The following is a 25,178-nucleotide window of genomic DNA, read 5'->3' on the forward strand; positions in this document are numbered from 1 at the left end:
GCCCGCTCCGCGGAGGACTGGCTGAGCGGGCCCGGCGCCTTACCTCCGTCGTTCCGCGAGAACCCCTGCCGCACGTGCCTCCCGCCGTCGACCCCCTCACCGCCGGATCCGCCGGCCTGCCCGTCGGCGGGTCCCTGGCGATCGTCGGCAACGCCCCCGGGATCCGCGCGGCCGGACCGGTGATCGACGCGGCGGATTGGGTGGTACGGTTCAACAACGCTGCGGGCTTCGGCTCCGGGACCGGACGCCGCGTCACGCATCTCGCCTTGGTGAACCGCGGCGGACAGACGCGGGAGTGGTTGGCGGACCGGCACTTCCTGGATCGCCCGGTCGTCCGCGGGGCGCAGGCCTTCATCCTGCCCTTCCCGATCCTGCCGGCGGCGCACAACCTGCCCGATCCGGTCTGCTGGACCCGTGAGATGCTGGCGCTGCTGCAACCACTGGGCCGCCCGATCCACATCCTGCCCGAGGCCCTGCACGCCCTGGCACGTGACAGGCTCGCAGCCTGGACGTCGGAGGCGCCGAACCCGAGCACCGGCTTCCTCGTGACCTTGGCGCTGCTGCTCGGCCGCCCGGCCTTCGCCCCGGCGGCGCAGGCCCACGGGTTCGGCTTCGCGGGCTGGCCTGGCCATCCCTGGGCCGCCGAGCGCGCGTGGTTCGCCGAGGCCGAGGCAGCCGGGTGCATCCGTGTGCATCCGCCATCCCCGACAGAGCGATGACGTCATGACCACCCTGATCACCGTCCTGAAGGGCGGCGGGCGCTACGACGCGACGTGGGTTGACCGGCTCGCGGGCGGCATCCGCCGCCATGCCCCGGCTTTCGAGCGGATCCTCTGCCTCACGGACCTGCCGGTGGCCATCCGGGGCGTCGAGACCGTCCCGCTGCGGCACGCTTGGCCCACCTGGTGGGCCAAGATGGAGGCGTTCCGGCCCGGCCTCAGCACGGGGCCGACACTCCTGTGCGATCTCGATACGGTGCTGACCGGCCCGGCCGATGCCTTGGCGGAGCCGGGCCTCGCTGCGATGGAGGACTACTTCCACACGGGGCGCCTCTCCAGCGCGCTGCTGCGCTGGTCCGGGGACGAACTCGCGTCGCTCTACACGACGTTTGCGGCCGACCCCGATCACTGGATGAGTCCGGGCTCCTGCGGTCCGGTGCCGAACGCCGTGCACGGCGATCAGGTCGTCATCGACCATCTCCTGCGCCGAAGCGGCCGGCGACCCGACTTCATTCAGCGCCTCCATCCCGGGCTGCTCGATTTCTACGATCACCGGCGCGACAGGCACGGCCCCGTCGTGATCTTCATCGGCGCGTCGAAACCGGACACGGCCACGGGAGCCGTTCACGCTGCGTGGACGCGCAGCTGACCGAGGGGCCTCGGAAGCCGATCTTCGTCTGAGGATGTCCGCACGCTCGCCGGCTACAGCCCCGAACGGGCAGCCAGCTCTCGGCCAGATCCTGCCGACGATTCAACGTTCCGCGTTTCAGTCTGACGATTCGAAGAGCGCGCGCTGGAAGAGCGGACGAGCCCCACCGACCAGTCTCGGGCATACGGGGTGTCGCCAGGGCTTCCCGAAGGTGGTCGGATCGCTCCCCACCCGCAGGCGCCCTGGACGGCTTCGTGCACCTCGCTGTCGGGCGGCCTCGCTGCCCGAGGGTGCTGACGAGATCACTTCAGGCGCGCGGCGGCCCAGGCGATATGGTCGGCCATGAAGGTGGAGATGAAGTAGTAGGAATGGTCGTAGCCCTCGCGCATGTTGAGGGTGAGCGCGATGCCGGCCTTCTTGCAGGCCTCATCCAGCAGCCACGGGCGCAGGCCGTCCTGCAGGAAGCTGTCGGCGGTGCCCTGATCCACCAGGAATTCGGGGAAGCGCTTGCCGTCCTCGATCAGCGCGGTGGCGTCGTGGGCGCGCCAGGCAGCCGGATCCGAACCGAGGTACTTCTCGAAGGCGGGCTTCGACCAGCCGGCCGTGGAGGGCTGGGCGATCGGCGCGAAGGCGGAGCAGGACTTGAAGCGCTCGGGGTAGGTGAGCGCGATGGTGAGCGCCCCGTGGCCGCCCATGGAATGGCCGAAGATGCCCTGCCGGGTCATGTCGGCCGGGAATTCCTCTGCGATGAGCGCCGGCAGCTCTTCCGTGATGTAACTCCACATCCGGTAGTTTTTGTCATAGGGCGCCTGCGTGGCATCCAGGTAGAAGCCGGCGCCGGAGCCGAATTGCCAATTGCCCTCCTCGTCCGGGATGCCGGGGCCGCGCGGGCTGGTATCGGGGGCCACGATGATCACGCCGTGCGCGGCGGCGGCCGCGCGGTACTCGCCCTTGTCCATGACGTTGGCGTGCGTGCAGGTGAGGCCGGACAGGTACCACAGGACCGGGACCGGGCCGTTCGCGGCCTGGGGCGGCACGAACACCGCGAAGGTCATCGGGCACGCGGTCGTCCGCGCATCGTGCTTGTAGACGCCCTGCGTGCCGCCATGGGCGCGGGCCTGCGAGATGGTTTCCATCGGCTGTGATCTCCTGCGGGTGGGCTGAGACGATCGTCTGGGGAAGTCGTGGCTCTCCTCCTTGCGGGGAAGAGTTGGAGGAGGGGGGCTCGGCCAGCCGCAGCTGGCCGAGGGTCACGCGACCGATCCCCACCCCCCGGATCCTTCCCCGCACGGGGAAGGGATGGTGATTGTCAATAGACGACCACAGACCGGATCGACTTTCCCTCGTGCATGAGGTCGAAGCCGTGGTTGATGTCTTCCAGCGGCATGGTGTGGGTGATCAGATCATCGATGTTGATCTTGCCCTCCATGTACCAGTCGACGATCTTCGGCACGTCCGTGCGGCCACGGGCGCCGCCGAAGGCCGAGCCCTTCCAGACACGGCCGGTGACCAGCTGGAACGGACGGGTCGAGATCTCACGGCCGGCCTCGGCCACCCCGATGACGATCGACTCGCCCCAGCCGCGATGGCAGCACTCGAGCGCCTGGCGCATCACGTGGACATTGCCGGTGCAGTCGAACGAGAAGTCGGCGCCGCCGCCGGTGAGATCGACGATCGCCTGGACCACCTTGTCGGTGCCGACCTCGTTCGGGTTGATGAAGTGGGTCATGCCGAACTTGCGGGCCATGGCCTGCTTCTCCGGATTGATGTCGACGCCGATGATCTTGTCGGCACCGACCATCCGGGCGGCCTGGAGCACGTTGAGGCCGATGCCGCCGAGACCGAAGACCACCACGTTGGCGCCGGGCCAGACCTTGGCGGTGTAGATCACCGCGCCGATGCCGGTGGTCACGCCGCAGCCGATGTAGCAGATCTTGTCGAAGGGGGCGTCTTCGCGGATCTTGGCCAGCGCGATGGCGGGCAGGACCGTGAAGTTCGAGAAGGTCGAGCATCCCATGTAGTGAAACACGGTGTTCGATCCGGAGGGGCTGCCGCCGGTGGACACGCAGGAGAAGCGGCTCGTGCCGTCCGGCATCACGCCCTGGCCCTGGGTCGCGCGGATCGCGGTGCACAGGTTGGTGCGCTGGGACAGGCATGACTTACAATTGCGGCATTCCGGCGTGTAGAGCGGAATGACGTGGTCGCCGGGCTTCAGCGTGGTGACGCCGGCACCGACCTCGCGAACGATGCCCGCGCCCTCATGGCCGAGGATCGCCGGGAACTTGCCCTCGGAATCGAGGCCCGAGAGGGTGTAGGCATCGGTGTGGCAGATGCCGGTGGCCATCAGCTCGACGAGAACCTCGCCGGCTTTGGGGCCCTCGATGTCGATGGTTTCGATCGTGAGAGGCTTCTTAGCCTCCCACGCGACCGCGGCGCGCGTCTTCATCACGTGTTCCTGTTGTCTGAATGATCACGGACGGCGCCGAACTGCCGACTCTTCGGCGCACCTCACTCAAGGGCTGCGCACCGAACGGTCCGATGATCTGACGCGTGTGTGATGCTTCTCGTGCCGGGATGCAACGTCCGCGTCCGCGTTTCCATCGGGGCGACCCCGTCCCGGCAGGTCCGGGAAATGGGTCGCCCCAGCGCCGTCCGCGTCGAGCGCGAACTTCAGCCCATGGATCGCCGCCCCCTCGGGACCCGGACCACGGCGCTCGATCGTCTTTCCACTGCCCTGGTGGGAAGCCGGTGCCGATGGCGCGTCGGCCTTCATTCGGGCCGGTCGGCTTACGGTAGTGCCGGCGACCGGGCCATCTTCGCGCCGCCCCATGCCGCCGCCGCCGCCCGGTTGGGGACGCCGAGCGTTCGGAGGAGGGCCGCCACGTGGATCTTCACGGTGCCCTCTCCGAGTGAGAGGGCCCGCGCGATCTCCTTGTTCGACAGCCCGGTCCCGATCAGGTCGAGTACCTGCCTCTGCCTCGGGGTCAGCCCGGCGGTCGGATCGCGGGCGGCTTCCCGCCACGCGGCCGGGTCCGGCCTCGACAGACCGTCAGCGCCGCTCACCTGGGTGACGAAGGGCGGCACGTAAACCAGCCCTTCGAACACCATCCGAAGGGCTTTGACGAGAGCCTCGACCGAGGTCCCCTTCTCCACGAAGCCGTGCACGCCGGCCCGCAGGGCGAGGAGGACGTCGTCGCGGTCGGTCGATCCGGAAACCACGATGACGAGCACGTCTGGGTGGCATTCGCGGACGGCGGCGAGGCTGGCCGCGCTCTGCATGCCGGGCATCGAGAGATCGAATAGGGCGACGCGAACATCCGTCCGCTCGGAGAGCGCCTCGAGCGCGCCGTCGAGGCAACCGACCTGATGCACCTCGGAGAACCCGAGCGAACCCGTGAGGATGCTGGCGAGGGCGATGCGGAAGAACGGGTCGTCATCAGCGACGACGGCGTTGCCTGCGATGCTGCCCATCCCTGTCCGGTTCCCGCCGCGATAGCCCAGGTGGCCTATCCTGGTCGCGAGATACGCCCATCAGGCCTACTGGTCCCCGCGGCATGGCGCCCGTAACGTCATCGTGTACGTCCAGCGCGCTGCGCGAGCCAGATGCGGGCGGACACAAGCGGCGCAGCCGCGACCTTCGGGGGGAGGTCGGCGATGTCATCGAACAGGACGGGTTCGCGCGTGCCCGAGGTCGTCTCCGGCCCGGGGAGTCTCTCATTCCTCGGCCGGTCGGCCCGGATTCCGGCTCCCCACGTCGCGGCGCTGACGCTGGCCGTCCTCGGCGTCCTGGTCGCGCTCGGAGCCGCCCGGTGGACGCAGGCCTGGAACGCCCGGGTCGCCTCGGAACGGATCCAGGCCGCCGCCTCCCGCGTCGCCTCCCTGATCGAGCGGCGCGTCGCCCGCTACGAGTACGGGGTCCGCGGGGCCCGCGGCGCCATCGTCGCGACCATCCGAACCGGCGCGAGCCGGGAGGATTTCCGCCGCTATGCCGCGACACGCGACATCGCCAAGGAATTTCCGGGCGCGCGCGGTTTCGGTTTCGTCAGGCGGGTTCCCGCCGCCAAGGAGGCTGCCTACACCTCCGCGGCGCGGACGGACGGAGCGCCTGACTTCCGCGTCCAGCAACTCGCGCCGCACGACGGCGAGCGCTGGGTCATCGAGTTCATCGAGCCGCATGCGCCCAATCGCGAGGCCATCGGACTCGACATCGCGTCGGAGCCGCATCGGCGCGGCGCCGCCCTCCGCGCCATGGAGACGGGGCTCGCGACACTGACGGCGCCCATCACCCTCGTGCAGGCGACCGGGATGAGGGAACGGGGTTTCCTGCTGTTCCTGCCGGTGCTCCGCCCGGAGGTGCCCGCCGCTACGCCCGACGAGCGGCGTGCGGCGACGATGGGGTGGACCTATGCGGCCCTCGTCATCGACGAGGTGCTGGCAGGACTCGACATCGCACCCGACGAACTCGACATCGCCATCAAGGACGTCTCCCCCGACGCGAGCGTCCGTTTCTACGCCGACAGCAGCGGAGAAACCGGGCCGACGGTTCAACCGGCGGCGACGCAGCAGTTCTCCGTCTACGGGCGCACCTGGGAGGTCGACGTCGCCGCGCGGCCGGCCTTCGTGGCGGGGCTGCACCTGGTCTCGCCGGTGAGCATGGCTGCCCGCCTCCTCGTCGGGACGCTGCTTCTGTCCGGGCTCGTCCACCTGCGCCTCGCCGGCCGGCGCCGCGATGTGCTCGCGGCGCTCGAGAAGGCCCGCCTCGCCGCCATCGTCGAGAACGCGGACGACGCCATCGTCGGCAAGACCATCGATGGCGTCGTCACGGATTGGAACCCCGCGGCGGAGCGCCTCTTCGGCCACTGCGCCGCCGAGGCGGTCGGCAGGCGGGCAACCGACCTCTTCGTGCCAGCCCATCTCCGCGACGAGGAGCGCGAGGCGCTCGCCTGCGTGGAACGTGGGGAGGCCGTGCCGGCATTCCGGACGCTCCGGATGCGGAAGGACGGTTGCGTGTTCCCGGCCCTGGTCACGGTCTCGCCCATCCGTACCCCCGACGGGTCCGTCGCCGGCATTTCCGCAGTGACGCGGGATGTCTCCGAGCAGGCGGCCGCCGAGGAGCGCATCCAGGCGGCCAACGCGTCCCTCGAAGTTCAAGTGGCCGAGAGGACCGCCGCGTTCCACGCGGGGTCGGCGCTGCAGAGGGCTATCCTCAACCACGCGGGATACGCCGTCATCGCTACGGACATGCGGGGCACCATCACCCTGTTCAACCCGGCCGCCGAGCGCCTGCTCGGCTACGGCGCCGACGAGATGGTCGGCCGTACGTCGCCCGCCGTTTTCCACGATGTCGCCGAGGTCACCGACCGAGCCCGTGTCCTGTCGCTGGACCTTGGTCGGCCCATCGAGCCGGGCTTCGAGGTCTTCGTCGCCAAGGCGCGGAGCGGGCAGCCCGACCCTCGGGAATGGACGTACGTGACGAAAGGTGGCGCGCGTCGGCCTGTGCTGCTCAACGTCAGCCTGCTCCTGGCGGAGGACGGTCGGGAACTCGGCTTCCTCGGCATCGCCATGGACTTGAGCGAGCGTCGCCGCCACGCCGCCGAGATGCAGGCGGCGCAGGCCGGCACCTGGAGTTACGACGTCGGGACCGGCCGGGCACTGTTCTCCCCCGAGTGCGCACGCCAACACGGGCTCCCGGCCGACGATGTCGAGCTCGACGTCGAGCGCGAGTGGAAGCCCCTGGCCCATCCCGACGACGTCGGGCACGTCCTCGCCGACCTCGCGCGGGCGGTGGAGACCGGCGGGGGCTACACCACCGAGTTCCGGGTGCCCCTGGCGGAGGGCGGGACGCGGTGGATCACCGCCATCGGCAGGGTCGAGGCCGACGCTTCGGGAACGATCGTCCGCGTGATCGGGCTCACCCTCGACATCACCGCGCGGAAAGAGGCGGAGATCGCGCTCGCGGAGGCGAAGGCCGCGGCTGAGCGGGCTCGCGCCGAGGCCGAGCGGGCGAACCAGGCGAAGACGGACTTCCTGGCCTCGATGAGCCACGAGGTCCGCACGCCGTTGAACGCCGTCATCGGGTTCACTGACCTGATGCTGGCGTCCGGCCGGCTCGACGCCGTCGCCCGACGGCAGGCCGAGATGGTCCGCTCCTCCGGCGCGGCACTGCTCACGGTCGTCAACGACATCCTCGACTTCTCCAAGGTGGAAGCCGGCGCGGTCGAGCTCGTCGAGCGGCCCTTCCCGCTGGCCTCCCTCGCCGAGGACAGCGCGGCCATGGTCCGCGCGCTCGCCGACGCCAAGGGGCTTGAGGTCCGCACGCACATCGACGACGGCCTGCCTGACTGGGTCTTGGGCGACGGCAACCGCCTGCGTCAGGTGCTGCTCAATCTGCTCAACAATGCGGTGAAGTTTACCGAGGCGGGCTCCGTCACCCTCAGCGTCGCCCCGGAGCGGGGCGTCATGGCCGACGATCGCGTGCGTTTCTCCGTCGTCGACACCGGGATCGGCATCCCCGCCGACAAGCAACACCGGCTGTTCCAGCGTTTCAGCCAAGTCGATGGCTCCATTCACCGGGACTACGGCGGGACCGGCCTCGGCCTCGCCATCTGCAAGCGCCTGATCGAGCTCATGGCCGGCGAGATCGGGTTCTCTTCGGTCGACGGTGCCGGCTCGACCTTCTGGTTCACCCTTCGCCTGCCGCGGGCGGCGGAGCCGCGGCCGCAGGCGTCGCAGCCGCTCGCACCAAGCCGCTGCCGCCCCGGTCGCCTGCTCCTCGTCGACGATTCCGAGATCAACCGGGAGGTGGCGCAGGCCGTCCTCCGAGACGCCGGCCACAGCGTCGAGACGGCCGGCGATGGTGAGGCTGCCGTGCGCGCCGTGCGGGAAAGGGCTTTCGATCTCGTCCTGATGGACGTCCAGATGCCCGGCATGGACGGCATGACGGCCACGCGGCTGATCCGCGGGCTGCCCGGACCCGAGGCTCGCCTGCCCGTCATCGCTATGACGGCGAACGTCCTACCCGAGCAGGTTGCCGCCTTCAGGGAGGCCGGGATGGACGATCATGTCGGCAAGCCCTTCGACCGCGATGGGCTCCACGCCGCCTTGGAGCGCTGGCTGCCGCACGGCCCGCGCTCGAAGGAAGAGACTCCCGTCGGTTCCGCGGCCCCACCCGACGAAGGGGGCATGCCGTTCGACGAGGCTGCCTATCGCGAGGTTCTCAAATACCTTCCGCCGCCCCGCAACCGCGAGATCCTGCGCATCCTTGTGAACGAACTCGACGCCGCCTTCCTCGGCAGCGTGGACGGCGAGGCCGACCGCGCCGTGCTCCGGCGCCGCGGGCACTCGCTGGCCTCGGCGGCCGGCATGATCGGCTTCCGGGATCTCGCGGCCGCCTGCCGCGAGCTCGAGGGCTTTGACGAGCGCCGGGTCGCTGCGGAGGGGCCGGACGCTTTCGCCACCGTCCTCGGCAAGGTCCGTCTGACCGCCGGCCGATCGGCGAGGATTGCCGAGCGCCTGATGGAAGATGTCCCGGACGGATTTGGCCTCGAGCGCGCGTGCGGGCGCGGCTGACGAAGGGCCTGAGGCCTGGAAGAGCAGGCGCAAGAAGGTCGTGCCCCCGGCCCAGTAGAGACGGTGGACGCCGGCCTGTTCGGTGCTGGCCTGCGACGTCTGCTTCCCTGCAGCCCGAGCTGCGAAGCGGATCAGAAGTCATCGGCCGAGGTCTGCCGAACGACGCGCGTCCGGTTTCCAGGCTCGACGCCCGTAACCCGAACGGCACGAATCCATCGATCTGACGCGCTCTGAGGGCCGTCGGCCCCGGCGGGAGACGGCCGGAAGCCGTCTGTCCGCTTCGGAAGAGGTCTGCTGGAACAGCGGACGGCCTCCCAACCACCCGGCCCAGCCATCCGGACCGAAATCGGCGCTTCTCCCGAGCGGCCCTTCGCTGACACCGCGGCACCCTCGGCTCGGGACGGGGCGGAGGCGTTCAGCGACCCGTTCTCACGCAGGCGCGTCGCTGTCGGAGGGTGACACAGTCGCGATGAACCTCATCGATTCGCCTCAGCGGAGGCGGTGAGCTTCACGACCGCGCTTACCAGCTCCGCCTCAAGATACGGTTTCTCCAGCCTCGGCCGGTCGGCGTAGGCCCCCTCTTGTGAAGCCCGGACGTCGCCGGTCGCGAACAGATGAGGGACGCCGAGGGCACCCAGCCGGTCCGCGATCGGGAGCGCAGTGCCTCGGTCGCCGAGGTTGAGGTCCAGAACCGCAGCGTCGATGGTGCTGTCCTCGATGAGATCGAGGGCCCGCTCTACGCTCGCTACAGGTCCAGCAACTTCGGCTCCGGCGCGCTGCAGCCAGCGCTTCATCTCGGAAGCGATGAGGTACTCGTCCTCGACGACGAGGATACGTCGACCATCGAGCGGTCGGGCCGGGGCGGACATGGGCGACCTCTTGCAGGTGATCAGCGATCGTGAGGATACCTCGGCCGAGCGGGCCTGCCTGAATGCAGGTTAGTTGTTAGGCATCTCGATGCGACAGCGCACGCCGTCCTCGCCCAGGGCGTAACGCACGTCGGCGTCGAGGGCGTAGGCCAGTGCCTCTTGGATCAGCTCGGTGCCGTAGCCTCGGCGCGTCACCTCGGCCGGCCGCACATCGACGCCGCTCTCCATCCAGTCCAAGGCCAGCCTTCGGCGACCGCGCTCGCCCGAGATGATCTCCCACTCTACGGAGAGCTGGCCGACGCCGATCTTCAGGGTTCCGTACTTGACCGCGTTGGTGGTCAGCTCATGCAGGGCGAGCGCGAAGTTCCGCACACGCCGCGTGCTGAGACGTACGTCCGGTCCCGAGACGGCAATACGATCCGAGAGCTCATCGACGTGCGCGGCCAACTCGGCTCGGACCAAGGCGCCGACCGCACCGTGTCGCTGCCCCCCGTGCTCAGCAGCCCCTGTGCCCGGCTCAGCGCCTGCATTCGCTCCTCGAACGCCTCGACCGAGCCCCCCTGCTTCACCGTTCGGTCCGCCACAGCGGTGATCACGCCGAGCAGGTTGCGGGCACGGTGCTGCAACTCGTTGACCAGCACCTCCTGGCGGTTGACCGCGGCCTTCTCTTCGGTGACGTCGCGGCCGACCCCACCGATCCAGCACACCCGTCCCGCCGCATCTCGCATCGGAAAGTCCGTGTCGCGCAACCAGCGTACCGTGCCGTCCTGGGGGCGCCGGATACGGTACTCGAACGAGACACGCTCACCGGCGCGCACCGCCTCGAAGCTAGCGAGGGCGATCTCGCGATCCTCGGGCACGATCAGGTCGAGCCAACCCGTCAGGTTGTCGTCGCCCATCGCCGCCTCGCGGCCGAGGCCGTAGATCGTCTCGGAGGCCGGTGTGAGGTAGACGCACTGCAGGGTCTCGGCATCGCGGATCCAGAGCACGTCGGACGATGCCTCCGACCCAGCGAACGGCTTCTGAGGCTTGAAGGTGGGTGGGCGTCGACGTCCGCTACGGCGCCCGCGTAGCTCGGAAGCGGCCGAGCGGAAGACCATCCAGAGCGGCTGTCCCGAGACCGACCCAGAACGGACGAACGAGCACCCTCACGGTCATCTCTGTAAGCAGACGTTTCAGCGATTTTTGCCATGCCGCTAATCTCCCCAGAGACCTCGGCAATGGTACGCATTCGTCAACGTAGAGAGTTATTAACCTCACTGACCCAATTGTCTTCGAAACGAGGACGCGATCCGATGTCATTCCTGTCGAACGTCAAAATTCTGAATAAACTACTTGGCGTTGTCGCGCTTATAGGATTTATGATTGCAGGTTGCGTCTGGTTCGCGCAGTCACGCATGACCCAGATCGATGATGCCTACACGCGCTTTGTCGATCACGATGCCAAAGCTGTTTCATCGGCCCGCCGTGTCAACCGTTATATGTTTGAATTGAACTACTGGGTCTATCGTATCATCGCCGAGACCGAAGATGCGCAGATGAAAGCTGCCGACGAAGGCTTCAGATCGGCAACGCCGAAGATGACTAGAGAACTCGCAGAGCTGCGCGAGCTGGCGCCGCCTGCCTTTTCACAGCGCATCGCCGATCAGGCTGCACGTCTTGATCAGTACGTGCGTGACGTGACCGAGGTCCGCCGGCTCGGTACCGCGAATCAGAACGCTGAAGCCATCGCTCTGGTCCATCGCGCGATCGATCCGACTTTCTCCGCGATGGTACAAGAGGGAGGCAAGCTCGGGGATGATATCGCGGCCGCTATGGAGAAAGGCTCGAACGATCTGACGGATCAGACCAACGCTACCCGCTACAGCCTGATGTTGTTCAGTGCGCTCGGCTTACTTGCAGGACTTCTGGTCGCAGGCTTCGTGACGATCGCCGGCATCACCCGCCCGCTGGGCAGCCTGGTGGGGGTGCTGCAGCGGATGGCCCGCGGCGAGGTCGACGCCGAGATCCGCGAGGCCGCCCGCGGCGACGAGATCGGCGCCGTCGGCCGGGCGGTCGAGGGCATCAAGGCCATGGTCGCCCGCAAGTCCGCCGAGGAGGCCGAGGTGAAGCGCCGCGCCGACGAGGCCGCGGCCGCCGAGCGCAAGCGCACCATGATCGAGCTCGCCGACGGCTTCGAGCGCGCGGTCGGCGGCATCGTCGGCCTGGTCTCGTCCTCGGCCACCGAGCTCCAGGCCACCGCCCAGCAGATGACCGCCACCGCCGAGGAGACCGCCGCGCAATCGACCAGCGTGGCCGCGGCCGCGGAAGAGGCCTCGACCAACGTCAACACGGTCGCGGCCGCCGCCGAGGAACTCGGCTCGTCCGTGCAGGAGATCGGCCGGCAGGTGCAGGGCTCGGCCCATCTCGCCCAGGCCGCGGTCGGCGAGGCCGACCAGACCGCCCACCTCGTNGGCGACATGGTCGGGATGATCTCGGGCATCGCCGGCCAGACCAACCTCCTGGCGCTCAACGCCACGATCGAGGCGGCGCGGGCGGGCGCCGCGGGTCGGGGTTTCGCGGTGGTGGCGACCGAGGTGAAGGCGCTCGCCGAGCAGACCGCCAAGGCGACCGAGGAGATCGCGCGCCAGATCGGCGAGGTCCAGGGTGTCACCGATCAGGCGGTGACGGCGATCGGCGGGATCACGGGGCGGATCCGGGAGATCGACAGCGTGGCGACCTCGATCGCGGCGGCGGTCGAGCAGCAGGGCGCGGCGACCCAGGAGATCGTGCGCAACGTGGCGCAGGCCTCGGCGGGCACCAACGAGGTGACGGGCAACATCGCGGGGGTGGCGCAGGCTTCGGAAGAGACGGGGGCTGCGGCCGGGCAGGTCCTGTCGGCGGCCTCGGAGCTGTCGCGGCAATCCGAGCATCTCGGCGCCGAGGTCGCCCGCTTCCTCGCAACCGTGCGCGCCGCCTGAGCCGCCCCTATCGTCGTCATCGCGCCACGAACCGTCTGGACCCGCGAACGTCCGCTTCCGCCCCATCTCCGGGCGGAAGCGAACTGGCGGAATTCCACCCCTCTGAGCCGCTCACGCAGGCGGTATGAGGAATGGCTGCTTCGGAGAAAAGCGGACGGGAAAGCGGCCGCCTAAGCGCTCTCAGCGATCCGCGGCCGGCATGATTGACACGTGCGCTGACACCACCTTCCAGCCGAGACCGGGCAGGCGCATCCAGGTCTGGCTCTGACGGCCGATGCCGGGCTTGCCGCGCGGCGTGAACTCCAGATTGACCGTGGCGAAGTCGCTCCCGAGCGTCAGGATCTCCAACCGGATCCGCGCCGCCTTGGTGCCGCCCGGCGGCGGATCGGCCGCCACGCGGGCGGCGTGGATCTCGGCGAAGCCGTAGCAGTTCTCGGCCAGCGCGTAGCGGATCGTGTGCGGGCTGTCCCAGAAGGTCGCGTCGAGGACGGCGACGTCCTTCTCGACGAGCGCCTGCTCGTAGCGCTCGAACAAGGCCGCGATCTCGGCCACGATCTCCGGCCGGTTCACCGTCACGTCCATTCAACCCTCCAGGGCGACCGCGGTGCGGATCAGATCGAGGTCGGTCCCGCGCGCACCGATGATCGACAGGCCGACCGGCGCGCCGTCAACGGAGGCGCCCGGCAGATTGATCTGCGGGACGCCGGTGAGCCCGCCGTGGCTGGTCAGGCAGGCGATGCGCTCCCGCACGGGCTGCAGCGCGCCGAGCGGCAGCCCGCGCAGGGGCGCCGGGAACGGGGTGGTCGGGAGGCACAGGATCGTGCCGGGGGGCAGGAGCCGGGCGAGGCGGGCCCTCGCCTCGATCCGCATCAGGCTGGCCGCGCTGCGCTCGGCCTCGGTCATCATCGAGCCCTGGATCAGCGAGCGGGCGACCGAGAAGGCGAGGCGCGGGTTGCAGGCATCGAGCCAGGGCTCGAAGGTCTGCCACGCCTCGCTGCTCTGGAGGACGCGCTGCGCCCGCTGCCAGACGGACAGGCCCTGCGGCGCGAGCGTCACGTCGCACCGGTTGCCGATCAGGGCGGCCAGGCGGTCGATCTGTGGGGCCAAAGCCTCCTGCACGGCGGGGTCGGCGAAGCCGAGCGCGTCGGCGGCCACGAGCAGCGTGTGCGGCAGCTGGTCCGGCATCTTCTGATCGAACAGCACCGCGCCGACCCGCGCGAAGGTCGCCGCGTCCCGGGCGAACCAGCCGCAGGTATCGGAGCTCGGTGCCTGCACGCAGATCCCGGAAAAGTCGATCCGGCCGTGCGTCGGCCGGATGCCGTAGAGGCCGCAGAAGCTCGCCGGCACGCGCACGGAGCCGCCGGTATCGGTCCCCAGCGCGAAGTCGCAGGCGCCCGACGCCACCGCGGAGGCCGAGCCGCTGGACGAGCCGCCGGGCACCCGGTCCGGCCTCGCGGGATTGAGCGGCGTGCCGTCGTGGGCGTTCTCGCCGAGGATCCCCAGCGAGACCTCGTCGGTCACCGTCTTGCCGACGACCGAGGCGCCCGCATCGAGCAGCCGCTGCACCACGCCGGCATGGCGGGCCGGCGTCGGGTAGACCCGCGGCCAGTCCGGGTTGCCGCCCCCCGTAAGCGTGTCGGCGACGTCGATCAGGTCCTTGACGGCGAAGGCGAGGCCGGCGAGCGGCCCCGTCGTGTTGCCCGCGACGCGAACACGCGGCCCGGGCAGGAACGGGTCCGTCGAGAGGGGCTGCGCGGTCGTCATGCGGGGATCGGTTCCTGCCATTGGGCGCCGGGCACGGCGGCGAACAGCGCCTTGGTGTACGGGTGCTTCGGCGCGAAGAAGATCTCGGAGGTCGGCGCGACCTCGACCACCTGCCCGGACCGCATGACGGCGATCCGGTCGCAGACCTGCAGCGCGACCCGGAGATCGTGGGTCACGAACAGCATGCTGAGGTGGAGCTGCGCCTTGATGTCGGCGAGCAGCGCCAGGACCTGCGCCTGCACGGAGACGTCCAGGGCCGAGACCGGCTCGTCGGCCACCAGGATCTCGGGCTTCATGGCGAGCGCCCGGGCGATGCCGATCCGCTGTCGCTGGCCGCCGCTGAACGCGTGCGGGTAGCGCTGCGCCGCCGCGGGATCGAGGCCGACCAGCGCCAGCATCTCGCAGGCCTGGACCCGCGCGATCCCGGGCTCGGTGCCGTGGATGATCGGCCCCTCGGCGACGATGTCGACCACGCGCTGGCGCGGATCGAGGGAACCGTAGGGATCCTGGAACACCATCTGCACGCGCCGGCGGTGCGGGCGCATCTGGCGGCGGCTCAGGTCGGCGACGCTGTGCCCGGCGAGGATGATCTCGCCGCCGTCGACCGGCATCAGCCGGGTGAGCGCCCGCGCCAGCGTGCTCTTGCCCGAGCCGCTCTCGCCGACGAGACCCAGGGTCTCGCCCCGCCTCAGCGAGACGTCCACGCCGTCGAGGGCCCGGGTGACGCGGCCGCCGAACAGGCCGCGGGCGCCGTAGGTCTTCTCGACCCGCTTGGCCTCCACCACCAGGGGGGCGGTGCTGGCGGCGCGCCGCGGCGGCGGCACGAGCTTCGGCACGGCGGCGAGGAGCGCGCGCGTGTAGGGATGCTTCGGGGCGCCCAGCACCGAGGCCGTTGGCCCCTGCTCGACCAGGACGCCCTTCTGCAGGACCGCCACCGTGTCGGCGATGTCGGCCACGACGCCGAAATCGTGCGTGATGAACAGGACGCTCGTGCCGTGCTCGCGCTGCAGCTCGCGGATCAGGGAGAGGATCTGCGCCTGCGTGGTGACGTCGAGCGCCGTGGTCGGCTCGTCGGCGATGAGCAGCCGCGGGTTCAGCGCCAGCGCCATGGCGATCATCGCCCGCTGGCGCTGGCCGCCCGAGAGCTGGTGCGGGTAGGCGCGCAGGAGCCGGGCCGGGTCCGGGAGGTGGACGCTCGCCAGCAGCGCCAGGATGCGCGCCCGGCGGTCGGCGCGCCCGAGCCTCGTGTGGATGCGCAGGACCTCGTCGATCTGCCGCCCGATCGTGTGGAGCGGGTTCAGGGCCGTCATCGGCTCCTGGAAGATCATCGCGATCCGCGCGCCCCGGACCTTGCGCATCTGACGCGGGGTGATCGCGGCGAGATCCGCGCCCTCGAACAGGATGCGCCCGCCGGCGACGCGCACCCGCGGTTCCGGGAGCAGGCCGAGGATCGCGCGGGCCACCATCGACTTGCCCGATCCGCTCTCGCCGATCAGGCAGGTGACCGCGCCGGGCCGCAGGACGAGATCCAGATCGGTGACGGCGTTCGGACGGTCCGCGCCGGGCGGCAGCGCGATCGTCAGCTTTTCGATCTCGAGGACGGCGTCGCTCATCGCTCTCGGAGCCTCGGGTTCAGGACCTCGTTCAGGCCGTCCCCGACGAGGTTGATGGCGAGGACGGTCAGCAGGATCGCCAGCCCGGGGAAGGTGCAGATCCACCACGCCGACCGGAGGACCGCGCGGCCCGAGCTGATGATCAGGCCCCAGCTCATCACGTTGGGATCGCTCAAGCCCAGGAAGGCGAGCCCCGCCTCGATCAGGACCGCGGTGCCGATCAGCAGCGTGCCGACCGCGATGATCGCCGCGGTGCAGTTCGGCAGCATGTGGCGGAAGACGATGCGGGCGTCGCCCGCCCCCAGGCCGTCGCAGGCCAGCACGAACTCGCGGCCGCCGAGCGCAACGAACTCACCCCGGACCAGCCGGGCGATGCCGGGCCAGGAGACGGCCACGATGGCCACGACCTCGCTGGAGAGCGACGGCGACAGGATCGCCACGATCAGGATCGCCAGCACGAAGGCGGGGATCGTCTGGAAGAACTCCGTGAGCCGCATCAGCGCGACCTCGACGCCGCCCCGATAGTAGCCGGCGAGCCCGCCGACCAGGGTCCCGAGCAGGATCGCCGCGCCGGTCGCGCTGAGGCCGATGATCAGGGAGGTGCGGGCGCCGTACGCGATCTCGGCGGCGACGTCGCGGCCCAGCGTGTCGGTGCCGAGCGGAAACGGGCCGCCCGGCGGCTGGAGGGCCGGACCGACGAGCGCGAACGGATCGCCCGGATAGAGGAGCGGCGTGAGCGCCACGAGGGCGACCAGCCCGAGGAGCACCATGGCCCCCGCGAGCGCGAGGCGGTTGCGCGCGAACCGCGCCAGGGCCGTGCGCATCGCTAGAGCTCCAGCCGCGGATCGAGGCAGACGTAGACGAGGTCGACGGCGAGGTTGATCACGACCACGAGGCAGGCCGAGACGAAGAAGATGCCGAGGAGCAGGTTGAGGTCGCGCGACTGGAGCGCGTTGAAGGCCAGCGTGCCGACCCCCGGCCAGCCGAACACCGTCTCGACCACGATCGAGCCGCCGATCAGGTTGCCGGCCTGCACGCCCGCCATGGTGACCACCGGCAGCAGCGCGTTGCGCAGGACGTGTCCGGTCATCACCCGCGCCTCGGTCTGGCCCTTGGCGCGGGCGGTGGTGACGTAGTCCATGCCGACCTGCTCCAGCACGGAGGCGCGCATCACCCGGGCGTAGACCGCGAGGTAGAACAGGGCGAGCGCCACCGCCGGCATGACGAGGTGGCGGCCGACGTCCCAGACCTCGTCCCAGCCCTCGTTGTCGGCGCCGACCGTGTCGTAGCCGCTGGTGGGCAGCCAGCCGAGGCGGATGGCGAAGACCACGATCATCATCAGTCCGAGCCAGAAGCCCGGCGTCGCGTAGGCCACGAGGCTGACCAGCGAGATGACCGCGTCGCGCCAGGAATTGCGCCCGGTCGCGGCCACGAGGCCCAGCAGCGTGCCGATCAGTAGCGCCGCCGCGAAGGCGGTGAGCATCAGCAGCCCGGTCGGCCAGAGCCGGTCGACGATCAGGCTCCCCACCGGGCTGTCGTTGCGGAACGAGTAGCCGAGGTCGAGGTGGAGCATGTTCAGCAGGTAGACGCCGAACTGCGCGGCGAGCGGCTGGTCGAGGCCGAACTTGTGGCGCAGCTGCTCCATGTATTCGGGGCTCGCCGCGCCGCTCTCGCCCGCCAGCACGGAGGCCGCGTCGCCGGGCGCGAGGTGGATCAGGAAGAAGTTGAGCACGACGATGCCGAGCACCACCGGGATCGCCAGCAGCAGCCGGTAGCCGAGGAAACGCGCGAGCCGCACGGGACTACGCGTCCATCCAGGCCCGCTCGAAGGCTTGCTGGGTTCCGAGGGGGCCGGTCGTGTGGTCCTTGAGGCGCCGGTTGAAGACGCTGACGTACTGCACGTCGATGAGCCAGATCATCGGGCTGTCCTCCGCCAGGATCTGCTGGACCTTCTTGTAGAGCGCGGCGCGCTTCTCCGCGTCCGGCTCGCGCGCGCCCGCGCCGAGCATGCGGTCGATCTCGGGATTGCTGTAGAAGGTGTCGTTGACGAAGGTCACGCCCTTGCGGATCTGGCTGGTGAGGAACTGCTTGTTCAGCCCGTAGACCGGATCGACGCCCTGGCTGAGGAACGGCTCGTTCAGGTCGTAATCGTAGTTGGTGTAGACGCGGCGCAGCCAGGTCGCGGTGTCCTCCGAGCGGAGCGTCACGGCGATGCCCACGATGGCGAGCGCCTGCTTCAGGTACTCGGCCTGCCGCAGCCACTGCTCGCCGAAGGAATTCACCTCCAGGTGCAGGGCGAAGCGGGTCCCGTCCGGGCCGCGCGGGGCGCCGGCCCCGTCGAGCAGCCGGTTGGCGATGTCCAGCCGGTCCGGCACGTCGTACTGACGCACGTCGTCGGTGTAGAGGCCGGCGGTCTTGAACTTGCGGCTGAGCGGGCCGGTGGCGGGCTGGCCGTAGCCGAACATCACGTCCTTGAGGATGACCTTGCGGTCGATGGCGTAGGCGATCGCCTGGCGCACGTCCTTCTTCTGGAGCTGCGGGTGACGGCCGTTCAGCTCGAGGACGCTCTGGGCCGGCGTCATCTCGTAGCCCTTGGTCGTCAGGTCGAGGATCGGATTGGTCTTCATCCGCGCGAGGTCGGCGTAGTTGACCGCGCTGTACCCGGCGAAATGCGCCTCGCCCGCCTCCATGGCGGCCGAGCGCGTGGCCGCGTCCGGGATGAACCGGGCGACGATCCGGTTGAGATACGGCAGGCCGGGCTTCCAGTATTTCTCGTTGCGGTCCAGGCGCACGAACTGGCCGCGCTCCCAGCTCGTGAACTTGAACGGGCCGGTCCCGATCGGCTTGTTGGCGCTGGGGTTCTGGAGGACGTCGGTGCCCTCGAAGACCGAGCGGCACAGGATCGGCAGGTCCCGTCCGGACAGCGCCTTCATGATGTAGGGGGCCGGATTGGCGAGCCGCAGCACCGCGGTCATCGGGTCCGGCGTGTCGACGGCGACCAGCTCCGCGAGCATGACCGGCGCGATCGGATTGTACTTCTTCAGGATCTCCATGAAGGAGTACTGCACGTCGGCGCTGGTGAACGGCTTGCCGTTGTGGAAGGTCACGCCGTCCTGGAGCTTGAACGTGATGGTCTTGCCGTCGGGCGCGACCTCCCACGACTTCGCGAGGTTCGGCTGCGGGTTCTGGTCCCAGTCGTAGGTGCACAGACCCTCGTAGACCTGGGTGGCGATCGGCGGGATGTTGCCCGCCGACACCGCGTAATGGGCCAGGGTCGAGGGCTCGGGATGGACGATCATCACCATCGTGCCCCCGCGCTTCGGCTCGGCGGCGCGCGCGCCGCTCGCGGCGGCCGCGAGGCCGAGGGGAAGCGCCAGAACCGTGCGGCGGGAGAGATCAGTCGCGTCGAACGTGCGGGACAAGCCGGAGGACTCCTGAAGCGTCCAGCCCGTTCGCAACACGCGTGCCATTGAGATGCGATGGAGACGGATCCATTACGCCGCAAGAGTGCGGGTATTATTTCGCGCAACAGTCGCTAACGGTGAAAGATCAAGCATATCATCGAGCCGCCTTCGCCCGATACGGGCATCATGAGGGCCGGTTCGACCGACGGGCGGCGGGCCGGCACGACGCCATCACGACAGCTTCGAGACGATCAGGCGGCGCGCACCCGAATGCGAGGCGGGGGCATGCCCGAGAACCGGGGAAACGCCATCGCCCCGCGTTCGACACGATCACGTCCGTTCCTCGCGCATCCGTCGCGCAAGATTCTCGCCGATCATCACGCAGGTGAAGTGCAGGTTGGCCCGGCAATCGCTCGGCATGATGGAGGCGTCGCAAACCCGCAGCCTGTCCGTTCCACGAACCTTGAGATCGGGATCGACGACCCCGGACGGGTCCTGCCAGCCGGTCATGCGGCACGTGCCGGCCGCGTGCTGGATGTCGCCGGCCTCGGCGAGCATCAGGGCATCGAGCTCGTCGTCCGGGAGGCGCGCGGCGTCGCCGATCGCGAGCGGGCTCTCGCCGAACCGGATCGCCGTCGCGAGACCGGCCAGGGCCGGATGCGCCGCCAGGCCCGCGAGGCGGCGCACCGCGTCGCGCATCCGCAGGCGATCGCGCGGGTCGTCGAGCATGTTCTCGTCGATGACCGGGTTGGCCTCCGGATCGGCCGCGGTGAGGTTCAGCGTCCCGCGCGAGAACGCGTCGTAGAGCCCGACGCCGACGGCGCCCTGCGGCGTCGGCTCCGGGCCGGTCAGGGTCCGGTGGTTGTAGGCGACGAGGATCATGTCGCGCTCCCCGCCGCCCGCGAGGCCGCTCGAATAGGTCACGCAGCAATTGGTGTGGCGCGCATCCGGGCCGAGGGCGCGGTGTTCCGGCTTCAGATCCAGCGTCGCCCGCAGGATCGGATGGTCCATGAAGTTGCGGCCGACCGCCTCGTGCGCTTGGCCGACGGGGATGCCGAGGGCCCGGAGCGGTTCGGCCGGGCCGATCCCGGACCGCATCAGGATGGCCGGGGAGTGGACGGCGCCGGCGCACAGGACGATCTCCCGGCCCCGGATCTCGGTCCAGTGCTCCGCACCGAAGCGCACGCGCAGGCCGACCGCCCGCCGCCCCTCGAACAGGACGCGGTCGACCAGGGCCTCGCAGCGGATCGCGAGATTCGGCCGGTCGCGCGCCGGTTCCAGGTAGCCGTCGTTGGTGGTGACCCGGTGACCGTCGCGGCTGTTGATCGGGTTGCACGAGACGCCCTCGCCCGTCGGCGCGTTGAGGTCCGCCTTCCAGGGATGGCCGGCCGCGAGGGCGGCCGCGCGGAGCCCCCGATCCACCGCGCCCCAGGCCTCCGGCTTCGCGCGATACACGGGGAGCGGACCGCCGCGCCGGGCGCCGTCCTCCAGGCCGAAATCGGCATCGTCCTCGATCCGGTCGAAGAGGGGCAGCACGTCCGCGGCCGACCAGCCGGTGCAGCCCTGCGCCGCCCAGGCGTCGAAGGCCGCGGGCACGCCGCGGATCGCGATCTGCGCGTTGACCGTCGAACTGCCGCCGAGCGCGCGGCCGCGCCAGTAGAAGCGGGGCTCCTGCGCACGGGTCCGCCGGCTCATCAGCCCCGGCCACTGCCAGTCCGCCTGATGGGCCGGGTCATACATGAACGGGATGATGTTGGCCGAGCGCAGCGCCGGCGGCGCGTCGGTGGAGCGCCAGTCGCGCCCGGCTTCCAGCAGGAGCACCCGGCGGCGCGGATCCTCCGAGAGGCGGGCCGCCAGAGCCGCCCCGGCGGAGCCGGCGCCGACCACGATGACGTCGTACGGCACTGCGCTCATGGCTTCGCGACGTTCCAGAAGAGCGGGATGGCGGAGGGGATCAGACCGGTGAGCGCGGTCCGGTAGGCCGCGGGCTGCGCGAACTGGCCGAACGGGACGACCAGCCCCTCGCCGTAGACGATGGTCTGGATCTCGCCCGCGATGGCGCGCCGCTTGTCCAGATCGGGCTCGCGGGCGAAGCGGTCGAACAGGGCGACCATGCGCGGGTCGCACATGAACCCGGAACTCGCCGCGTCCTTGCAGTTGAAGTTGATCGCGGAGTTCGTCAGCGGCGAGCTGAGATCGAGCCCGAGCGCATGGATGCCGAACAGGCCCCAGCCGGCCTTCTTGGTGCGCTTGGCGAGCAGGGCTGCCCAATCCATCACCTGCAGGTCGACGGTGAAGCCGGCCTGCTTGAGCCGATACGCCAGGATGGTCGAGGACACGCGCGCCGCCTCGAGATCGTTGGCCACCATCACGGTCACCGGCTCGCCCCTGTAGGCGGTCTCCTTCAGCGCGGACCGTGCCGCCGCCACCGAGGGGTCGTGCAGGAGGTCCGTCCCGACATGGGTCTCGTAGGGCGAGCCGCAGATGAAGAAGGCGTCGCAGGTCTGCGAGAAGCGCGGGTCGAGGCCGAACCCGTCGAGGACCTCGCGCTGATCGACCAGCCGCAGCAGCACGCGCCGGATCGCCGGATCGTCGAAGGGCTTGGACGCCGTATTGATGCGATAGTGGCCCGTGAACCTGTGCGGGCCGGTGAAGTTCATCACTGCCAAGCCCTTCCTGGACTCCATCTGGGCGATCAGGTCGAAGGGCGCGTACTGCATATAGTCGATCTCGCCCGCGCCCAGGGCGCCCGCCGCCGTCGCCCCGTCGGGGATGACGCGGATGTCGAGGGCGTCGACCTTCACGACCTTGCCGCCCGCCAGGAAGTCGGCCGGTTCGGGACGCGGCCGATAGTCGGGGTTCCGGCGCAGGAGCATGTGGTCGCCGGGGACGTGCGCGGCGCGGTCGTAGATGAACGGACCGGATCCCACGACCTCGGAGAGCTGCGTCGTCGGGGGCGTCGCGGCGAGGCGGGCCGGCATGATGAACGGCGTGGGGCTCGATGTCGTGCCGAGCGTGTCGAGGACGAGGCCGTAGGGCTCCCTTAGCGTCAGCACGAAGGTCCGGTCGTCCACGGCCTCGAGGCCGGCGGTCACGTCCATGAGCCGGCCGCCCAGCGCGCTGCGGGCCGCCCAGCGCTTCAGCGAGGCGACGCAGTCGGCGGCCCGGACCGGCGCGCCGTCGTGGAAGCGCAGCCCCTCGCGCAGGGTGAAGCGCCAGGTCAGCCGGTCATCCGACACCGACCACGTGTCGACCATCTGCGGCCGGAACACGCCCGTCGCGTCCGGCGCGAACAGCGTGTCGTAGAGCATGTAGCCGAAGGTCCGCGTGATGTAGGCGGTGGTGAAGTAGGGGTCGAGGGTGACGATCTCGGCCTCCAGCACCGCCTTCACGGTCGTTTCCGCGCGGCCGGAGACCGGCGCGAGCAGCGCCGCGGCCGCGAGCAGGCCGGAGAACCAGAATCGTCTCATGTCGCATTCACCCTTTGCCCGGGCCGCAGAGGCAAACCGGATACCAAGCCGATCGCGCGCGCCGGCTGGCGATCGCGGTGGAGCCGGCATGCGGGAGTGGCCGGTATACGATCGGAGGGACCGTCACGGATGATGCCGTGTTCGCGCGTCGTCGAGCCGGTCACACGGTTCAGGGAACGGGCGGCTTCCGCGAGGGCGCGGGTTCCCACCGGCTCAGGGGTGACGGCGCTGTCGCTCATCGCGGACAGGTGCGGTGCCGTCCGCCTCGACGCGCATGTCCTGACGCTGGCCGAGAGACTCCTCGACCGAGGATGGCCGCCCAGCGTGATCGTGCGTCAGGCTCTGCAGGGCGACTGCACGGCGGCGGCCCTGGGTAGCCGGAAGGCCAGATCGAGCGATCGCGGCGACTTGGCTGATGGGTGGTGGGCCCGGCAGGACTCGAACCTGCAACCAGACCGTTATGAGCGGCCGGCTCTAACCATTGAGCTACGGGCCCGGGAGGCGCCGACGGATAGCCGATCCCTGGCCGGCCGTCACCCCGATTTGGCCGCGCCGCGGGGGCGCCGGAGCCGGGGCGCGGGATCCTGTGCGGCCGGCGCGGTCTCCGGCGCGTCCATCGGCGCGTCCATCGGCGCGGCCACCGCGTCCTTGATCCGCCACAGGTAGCGGGCCAGGATCGAGCGGTACGGCGCGAAGGCGGCCGCCACCGCGGCGGTGTCGGCCCGCCCGGTGAGGCGGCGCAGGCAGCCCACCGCCGCCACGTCGCCCGCGGGCCAGATGTCGGGGTCGTGGAAGTGGAAGATGCCGACCATGTCGGCCGTCCAGGGGCCGACGCCGCGGATGCCGCACAGGATCGCCGCCCGCTCGGCATGCGGCAGGGCGGCGAGGCCGGGTCCGAGGAGGCCCGCCGTCTCGGCCGCCACGATCGCCTGGAGCGCCCGCACCTTGTTGCCCGAGATGCCGCAGGACCGCAGAAGCGCCGCGTCCCCGGCCTCGAACAGGCCCCTCGGGCTCGAGCCCGCGGCCGCGGCGGCGGCCTCGATCCGGGCCCAGATCGCCGCCGCCGCCCGGACGGAGAGCTGCTGGTTGACCACCTCGACGAACAGGCGGTCGGCGACGCACGGATGCACCGGCGGCGCGATCGGGATCGGGCCGGCTTGCACCAGCGCGGCCCGCAGCGGCGGATGGGCGCGCGCCGCGTCCAGGAGGTGGGCGTAGATGGCGGGATCCAGCATCGCCGCAGCCTTACCGGCCCGGGGGACGTCCCGGAAGCCGCCCGGAAGCCGCCCGGAAGTGATCCGGAAATGGCCCGGACGCGGCCCGGACGCGGCGATGCGGCGGCGCGCCCCGCGCCGGCCGGTCTGGACGGGACGCGCCCGCGGCCCAGGTCTCGACACCATGGCGATCTTCTTCACCGCGGACACGCATTTCGGCGACCCGCACATCCTCCGCCACCGCGGGGCGCGGTTCGGCAGCGTCGAGGCCCACGACGAGGCCCTGGTCGCCGGCTGGAACGCCGTGGTCGGCCCGGAGGACGCCGTCTGGCACCTCGGGGACTTCGCCGCCCATGCCAGCCGGGCGCACTGCGCGGCGATCTTCGCGCGGCTGAACGGCACCAAGCGCCTCGTCCGCGGCAACCACGATTCGAACCGCGTCCTGGACCTGCCCTGGGCCGAGCCGCCGGTGGAGAGCGCCCGCCTCTCCGTCGCCGACGCGCGCGGGCGGCCGCACCGCCTGTTCCTGTCGCACTACGCGCACCGGGCCTGGCCGGGCCTGTGGCGGGAGACCCGCCACCTCTACGGGCACAGCCACGGCTGGCTCGCCGACACCACGCGCTCCTGCGATGTCGGCGTGGATGCCTGGGACGACCGCCCGGTCATCCTCGACGCGATCCTGGTGCGCCAGGACGCGGCTGCGGGCGCGCCGGAGGAACTCGCGGCCCACGGCCTGCGCTGATGGGCGGGGACCGGCGCGCTATATCGTGCGCCGGAGCATCGACAGCCCGGCAGGAGGCCGCAGCACCATGACCGACAACCCTGCCCCGCCGCCGGGCCCGGCCGACGCCGCGACCCGGGCCGCGACCCAGGCCGCTACCCAGGCCGCCACCGAACTCGGCCTCGGGACCGACTGGGCCGCCCTCGGCGCGCCGGACTGGGACCGG

General features: G+C 70.4%; 20 protein-coding genes and 1 tRNA gene. 5 read left to right on the top strand and 16 right to left on the bottom strand.

From position 1 onward, the window contains the following. Positions 1-74: 74 nt before the first annotated feature. Together MMR14E_RS22470 and MMR14E_RS22475 are read left to right on the top strand one after the other, a co-directional pair. On the top strand, positions 75-719 hold the full coding sequence (locus MMR14E_RS22470) for a hypothetical protein (protein WP_331317358.1): 645 nt from the start codon (positions 75-77) through the stop codon (positions 717-719). A gap of 4 nt (positions 720-723) precedes the next feature. Next, on the top strand, positions 724-1,368 hold the full coding sequence (locus MMR14E_RS22475) for a hypothetical protein (protein ID WP_331317359.1): 645 nt from the start codon (positions 724-726) through the stop codon (positions 1,366-1,368). 302 nt (positions 1,369-1,670) lie between these two features. Here MMR14E_RS22475 and fghA read toward each other — a convergent pair whose 3' ends face one another. The 3 genes from fghA to MMR14E_RS22490 all read right to left on the bottom strand — a co-directional run bounded on the left by fghA (position 1,671) and on the right by MMR14E_RS22490 (position 4,839). After that, entirely contained in the window at positions 1,671-2,504 is an 834-nt protein-coding gene (fghA, locus tag MMR14E_RS22480; protein WP_331317361.1) for an S-formylglutathione hydrolase, read from the bottom strand. A 173-nt stretch (positions 2,505-2,677) separates the two neighbouring features. Beyond that, positions 2,678-3,814 carry an S-(hydroxymethyl)glutathione dehydrogenase/class III alcohol dehydrogenase gene (locus tag MMR14E_RS22485; RefSeq protein WP_331317362.1) on the bottom strand — a complete coding sequence of 379 codons (1,137 nt, stop codon included), beginning with the start codon at positions 3,812-3,814 and terminating at the stop codon, positions 2,678-2,680. Between the two features lie 341 nt (positions 3,815-4,155). Then, positions 4,156-4,839 carry a response regulator transcription factor gene (locus tag MMR14E_RS22490; RefSeq protein ID WP_331317363.1) on the bottom strand — a complete coding sequence of 228 codons (684 nt, stop codon included), beginning with the start codon at positions 4,837-4,839 and terminating at the stop codon, positions 4,156-4,158. A 183-nt stretch (positions 4,840-5,022) separates the two neighbouring features. Here MMR14E_RS22490 and MMR14E_RS22495 point away from each other — a divergent pair, with 183 nt between their 5' ends. Further along, a complete protein-coding gene (locus MMR14E_RS22495; RefSeq protein ID WP_331317364.1) occupies positions 5,023-8,937 on the top strand; it encodes a CHASE domain-containing protein in 3,915 nt (1,304 codons plus the stop codon). A 476-nt stretch (positions 8,938-9,413) separates the two neighbouring features. Here MMR14E_RS22495 and MMR14E_RS22500 read toward each other — a convergent pair whose 3' ends face one another. The 3 genes from MMR14E_RS22500 to MMR14E_RS22510 form a co-directional block, all read right to left on the bottom strand. Next, positions 9,414-9,806: a response regulator gene (locus MMR14E_RS22500; RefSeq protein WP_331317365.1), complete on the bottom strand. Its 393-nt coding sequence runs from the start codon at positions 9,804-9,806 to the stop codon at positions 9,414-9,416. Positions 9,807-9,875: 69 nt separating this feature from the next. Further along, positions 9,876-10,178 (bottom strand): hypothetical protein, encoded by a 303-nt coding sequence (locus MMR14E_RS22505; RefSeq protein WP_331317366.1) that lies wholly within the window; start codon positions 10,176-10,178, stop codon positions 9,876-9,878. Further along, a complete protein-coding gene (locus MMR14E_RS22510) occupies positions 10,145-10,795 on the bottom strand; it encodes a PAS domain-containing protein (protein ID WP_331317367.1) in 651 nt (216 codons plus the stop codon). The genes MMR14E_RS22505 and MMR14E_RS22510 overlap by 34 nt, the downstream gene beginning before the upstream one ends. Before the next feature lie 306 nt (positions 10,796-11,101). Here MMR14E_RS22510 and MMR14E_RS22515 point away from each other — a divergent pair, with 306 nt between their 5' ends. Next, complete coding sequence (locus MMR14E_RS22515) at positions 11,102-12,766, top strand: HAMP domain-containing methyl-accepting chemotaxis protein (protein ID WP_331317368.1); 1,665 nt, start codon at positions 11,102-11,104, stop codon at positions 12,764-12,766. 180 nt (positions 12,767-12,946) lie between these two features. On the opposite strand, the gene hpxZ is transcribed toward MMR14E_RS22515, so the two are convergent. The 10 genes from hpxZ to MMR14E_RS22565 all read right to left on the bottom strand — a co-directional run bounded on the left by hpxZ (position 12,947) and on the right by MMR14E_RS22565 (position 24,252). Then, positions 12,947-13,348, bottom strand: coding sequence for an oxalurate catabolism protein HpxZ (gene hpxZ / locus MMR14E_RS22520; RefSeq protein ID WP_331317369.1), 402 nt, complete (start codon positions 13,346-13,348; stop codon positions 12,947-12,949). Further along, positions 13,349-14,530 carry an amidase gene (locus tag MMR14E_RS22525; protein WP_331317370.1) on the bottom strand — a complete coding sequence of 394 codons (1,182 nt, stop codon included), beginning with the start codon at positions 14,528-14,530 and terminating at the stop codon, positions 13,349-13,351. Beyond that, positions 14,527-16,143 (bottom strand): ABC transporter ATP-binding protein, encoded by a 1,617-nt coding sequence (locus tag MMR14E_RS22530; protein WP_331317371.1) that lies wholly within the window; start codon positions 16,141-16,143, stop codon positions 14,527-14,529. The genes MMR14E_RS22525 and MMR14E_RS22530 overlap by 4 nt, the downstream gene beginning before the upstream one ends. After that, positions 16,140-16,967 carry an ABC transporter permease gene (locus tag MMR14E_RS22535; protein ID WP_331317372.1) on the bottom strand — a complete coding sequence of 276 codons (828 nt, stop codon included), beginning with the start codon at positions 16,965-16,967 and terminating at the stop codon, positions 16,140-16,142. Before MMR14E_RS22535 ends, MMR14E_RS22530 begins: the two co-directional genes overlap by 4 nt. 2 nt (positions 16,968-16,969) lie before the next feature. Continuing rightward, complete coding sequence (locus MMR14E_RS22540) at positions 16,970-17,941, bottom strand: ABC transporter permease (protein WP_331317374.1); 972 nt, start codon at positions 17,939-17,941, stop codon at positions 16,970-16,972. 4 nt (positions 17,942-17,945) lie between these two features. Then, entirely contained in the window at positions 17,946-19,565 is a 1,620-nt protein-coding gene (locus tag MMR14E_RS22545) for an ABC transporter substrate-binding protein (protein ID WP_331317375.1), read from the bottom strand. A 312-nt stretch (positions 19,566-19,877) separates the two neighbouring features. Continuing rightward, on the bottom strand, positions 19,878-21,461 hold the full coding sequence (locus MMR14E_RS22550; protein WP_331317376.1) for a GMC family oxidoreductase: 1,584 nt from the start codon (positions 21,459-21,461) through the stop codon (positions 19,878-19,880). Beyond that, the gene (locus MMR14E_RS22555) at positions 21,458-23,017 is read right to left on the bottom strand and encodes an ABC transporter substrate-binding protein (protein ID WP_331317378.1); all 1,560 of its coding nucleotides are present in this window, start codon (positions 23,015-23,017) and stop codon (positions 21,458-21,460) included. Before MMR14E_RS22555 ends, MMR14E_RS22550 begins: the two co-directional genes overlap by 4 nt. Before the next feature lie 420 nt (positions 23,018-23,437). Further along, a tRNA-Ile gene (locus MMR14E_RS22560) sits at positions 23,438-23,513 on the bottom strand. Positions 23,514-23,550: 37 nt separating this feature from the next. Then, positions 23,551-24,252 (bottom strand): DNA-3-methyladenine glycosylase 2 family protein, encoded by a 702-nt coding sequence (locus MMR14E_RS22565; RefSeq protein WP_331317380.1) that lies wholly within the window; start codon positions 24,250-24,252, stop codon positions 23,551-23,553. A 163-nt stretch (positions 24,253-24,415) separates the two neighbouring features. On the opposite strand from MMR14E_RS22565, the gene MMR14E_RS22570 reads away from it, so the two are divergent. Then, positions 24,416-24,973 carry a metallophosphoesterase gene (locus MMR14E_RS22570; RefSeq protein WP_331318617.1) on the top strand — a complete coding sequence of 186 codons (558 nt, stop codon included), beginning with the start codon at positions 24,416-24,418 and terminating at the stop codon, positions 24,971-24,973. Positions 24,974-25,178 lie beyond the last annotated feature (205 nt).

The sequence above is a fragment of the Methylobacterium mesophilicum genome (genome assembly GCF_036441335.1).
Taxonomy (GTDB): Bacteria; Pseudomonadota; Alphaproteobacteria; order Rhizobiales; family Beijerinckiaceae; genus Methylobacterium; species Methylobacterium mesophilicum_B.

Coding starts and splice junctions, on each gene's coding strand:
- MMR14E_RS22565 (WP_331317380.1), bottom strand. CDS start 24,252: ATGCTGGATCCCGCCATCTACGCCCACCTCCTGGACGCGGCGCGCGCC.
- MMR14E_RS22535 (WP_331317372.1), bottom strand. CDS start 16,967: ATGCGCACGGCCCTGGCGCGGTTCGCGCGCAACCGCCTCGCGCTCGCG.
- MMR14E_RS22570 (WP_331318617.1), top strand. CDS start 24,416: ATGGCGATCTTCTTCACCGCGGACACGCATTTCGGCGACCCGCACATC.
- fghA (WP_331317361.1), bottom strand. CDS start 2,504: ATGGAAACCATCTCGCAGGCCCGCGCCCATGGCGGCACGCAGGGCGTC.
- MMR14E_RS22485 (WP_331317362.1), bottom strand. CDS start 3,814: ATGAAGACGCGCGCCGCGGTCGCGTGGGAGGCTAAGAAGCCTCTCACG.
- MMR14E_RS22495 (WP_331317364.1), top strand. CDS start 5,023: ATGTCATCGAACAGGACGGGTTCGCGCGTGCCCGAGGTCGTCTCCGGC.
- hpxZ (WP_331317369.1), bottom strand. CDS start 13,348: ATGGACGTGACGGTGAACCGGCCGGAGATCGTGGCCGAGATCGCGGCC.
- MMR14E_RS22530 (WP_331317371.1), bottom strand. CDS start 16,143: ATGAGCGACGCCGTCCTCGAGATCGAAAAGCTGACGATCGCGCTGCCG.
- MMR14E_RS22550 (WP_331317376.1), bottom strand. CDS start 21,461: ATGAGCGCAGTGCCGTACGACGTCATCGTGGTCGGCGCCGGCTCCGCC.
- MMR14E_RS22525 (WP_331317370.1), bottom strand. CDS start 14,530: ATGACGACCGCGCAGCCCCTCTCGACGGACCCGTTCCTGCCCGGGCCG.
- MMR14E_RS22490 (WP_331317363.1), bottom strand. CDS start 4,839: ATGGGCAGCATCGCAGGCAACGCCGTCGTCGCTGATGACGACCCGTTC.
- MMR14E_RS22500 (WP_331317365.1), bottom strand. CDS start 9,806: ATGTCCGCCCCGGCCCGACCGCTCGATGGTCGACGTATCCTCGTCGTC.
- MMR14E_RS22555 (WP_331317378.1), bottom strand. CDS start 23,017: ATGAGACGATTCTGGTTCTCCGGCCTGCTCGCGGCCGCGGCGCTGCTC.
- MMR14E_RS22475 (WP_331317359.1), top strand. CDS start 724: ATGACCACCCTGATCACCGTCCTGAAGGGCGGCGGGCGCTACGACGCG.